We start from the raw sequence: 2660 nt of genomic DNA, 5'->3' as shown, positions 1-2660 counted from the left end.
GAGGTCGAGGACGCTGTTTCGGGGGCGGGGGGCGATGGGGCTGGTGGTGTTGGCGAAGTAGTCGTCGGTGGTGACGCCGGTGATGCGGTCGGGGTCGTGCCCGGTGAGCTGGAAGACGTCGCGGGCGATGTCGTACCAGGTCTGCGGGCTGCCCGTAGAGGTGATGTTGTAGACGCCGTGGGGGGCGTGGGTGTCGAGGAGGGTGCGGATGGTGGTGGCGATGTCGGTGGTGAAGGTGAGTCGTCCGGTCTGGTCGTTCACGACGCGGGGGTTGATGCCGCGTTCGGCGAGGGTGGCCATGGTGCGGACGAAGTTGTTGCCGTCGCCGATGACCCAGCTGGTGCGGAGGATGTAGTGGCGGGGGACGGTGGAGACGATCGCGTCTCCGGCGGCTTTGGTTTGTCCGTAGACGCCGAGGGGGGAGAGCGGGTCGGTGGGGGTGTAGGCGCCTTGTTTGGTGCCGTCGAAGACGTAGTCGCTGGAGATGTGGACGAGGGTGATGCCGTTGTCGGTCGCGATGCGCGCCAGGGCGGCGACGGCGGTGACGTTCGCGGCCCACGCGTCGGTGCGGCCCTCAGGTGTCTCGGCGATATCGACCTTGGTGTAAGCGGCCGCGTTGATGATCGTTCCGTAGTCGCGCCAGCGGCGTGCGGCATCCAGATCGGGAGAGGTGAGGTCGAGGTCGGCCCGCGTGGCGTATTCGATCCAGGGGTGGTCACCGAATTCGGCGCGGAGGGCGCGGCCGAGTTGTCCGTTGGCGCCGGTGACGAGGGTCTTCTTCGGCGGCATGGGGATGACGTCGGCGAGGCGGGGGTGGTTTTTGTCCTTCTCGCTGATTTCGACGGTGGCCAGGGGGATGGGCCAGTCGATCGCGGCGGTGTCGTCGGCGAGGTTGAGGAAGGTGTACGTGGCGTCGGGGGACCAGTGGTCGTTGACGAGATAGGTGTACGCGGTGTCGGGTTCGAGGGTCTGGTAGGAGTTGCCGACGCCGCGGGGCACGAAGATCGCCTTGGACGGGTCGATCTCGGTGGTGTAGACGGTGCCGAAGGTGTCGCCTTCGCGCAGGTCGACCCAGGCGCCGAAGATGCGTCCGGTGGCGACGGAGACGTATTTGTCCCAGGGTTCGGCGTGGATGCCGCGGGTGGTGCCGACGGCGTCGTTGAAGGAGACGTTGTTCTGCACGGGACCGAAGTCGGGCAGGTCGATGCCGGCCGCGGTCATCTTCTGCCGTTGCCAGTTCTCTTTGAACCAGCCGCGGGTGTCGCCGTGCACGGGCAGGTCGAGCACGATCAGCCCGGGGATGGGGGTGGTGGTGACGGTGAGGGTCTTGCCGAACTCGGTCATGGCCGCCGTCACTGTCCTTTGCTGGCGTAGAACGCTTCGACGCCGTCTTTGGCCGGTGCCCACCAGGCTTCGTTCTGCCGGTACCACTCGATCGTCGCGGCCAGGCCGGAGTCGAAGTCGCCGTACGTGGGGGTCCAGCCGAGTTCGGTGCGGAGTTTGGTGGAATCGATCGCGTAGCGCAGGTCGTGGCCGGGGCGGTCGGTGACCAGGTCGTACGCGTCGGTGGGTTGTCCCATCAGTTCCAGGATCGATTCGACGACGGTCTTGTTGTCTTTCTCGCCGTCCGCGCCGATGAGGTAGGTCTGCCCGATCTCGCCCTTGTCGAGGATGGTGAGCACGGCGGAGGAGTGGTCGTCCGCGTGGATCCAGTCGCGCACGTTCTCGCCGGTGCCGTACAGCTTCGGGCGGATCCCGCGGATGACGTTCGTGATCTGGCGGGGGATGAATTTCTCCACGTGCTGGTAGGGCCCGTAGTTGTTCGAGCAGTTGCTGATCGTCGCGCGCACCCCGAACGAGCGCACCCACGCCCGCACCAGCAGATCCGACCCGGCCTTCGTCGAGGAATACGGCGAGGACGGGTTGTAGGGGGTGTGTTCGGTGAAGCGGGCCGGGTCATCCAGTTCCAGGTCGCCGTAGACCTCGTCGGTGGAGATGTGGTGGAACCGCACCTGGTGGCGGCGGGCGGCTTCGAGCAGCGTGTACGTGCCGATGATGTTGGTGTCCAGGAACGGGCGCGGATCGTGCAACGAGTTGTCGTTGTGGGACTCCGCCGCGTAATGCACCACCGCGTCCGCCTCCGCCACCAACGGATCCACCGCGCCCGCGTCGGCGATGTCACCCACGACCAGACGCACCCGGTCCTCGGGCAGTCCGGCCAGGGACGCCCGGTTGCCCGCGTACGTCAGCTTGTCCAGCACCGTCACCGTGTGATCCGTGTGCTTCACCACATGATNAATGCGCGGAATCATTCTGGCGGGCGGAACGGGGTCGCGACTGCACCCGATCACGCTCGGCGTCTCGAAGCAGCTCGTTCCGGTGTACGACAAGCCGATGATCTACTACCCGCTGTCGACGCTGATCCTGGCCGGTATCCGCGACATCCTCATCATCACGACCCCGCAAGACGCCGAACAGTTCCAGCGCCTGCTCGGCGACGGATCCCGTTTCGGTATCGACCTCACCTACAAGGTGCAACCCTCACCCGACGGACTCGCCCAGGCCTTCCTCCTCGGCGAGGACCACATCGGCTCCGACTCCGTCGCCCTCGTCCTCGGCGACAACATCTTCTACGGCCAGGGCATGGGCACCCGCCTACG

At 66.3% G+C, this 2660-nt stretch carries 3 protein-coding genes; 1 reads left to right on the top strand and 2 read right to left on the bottom strand.

The window, feature by feature from the left end; genetic code table 11:
* A partial coding sequence (locus D8Y23_RS16400; protein ID WP_128219087.1) for a sugar nucleotide-binding protein occupies window positions 1-1344 on the bottom strand: 1344 nt, incomplete at its 3' end.
* 8 nt (window positions 1345-1352) lie between these two features.
* Entirely contained in the window at window positions 1353-2312 is a 960-nt protein-coding gene (gene rfbB, locus D8Y23_RS16395; protein ID WP_128219086.1) for a dTDP-glucose 4,6-dehydratase, read from the bottom strand.
* Between rfbB and D8Y23_RS16390 the strand changes: the two genes are divergently transcribed.
* Window positions 2299-2660: sugar nucleotidyltransferase (locus tag D8Y23_RS16390; RefSeq protein ID WP_164878295.1), on the top strand; the 362-nt coding region annotated here is incomplete at its 3' end. The two genes, rfbB and D8Y23_RS16390, sit on opposite strands and share 14 nt — an antisense overlap.

The organism is Microbacterium enclense (assembly GCF_004022425.1).
GTDB lineage: Bacteria > Actinomycetota > Actinomycetes > Actinomycetales > Microbacteriaceae > Microbacterium > Microbacterium enclense_A.
The sequence above is the reverse complement of the archived record's forward strand: the minus strand, read 5'-3'. Positions and strand labels throughout refer to the sequence as shown.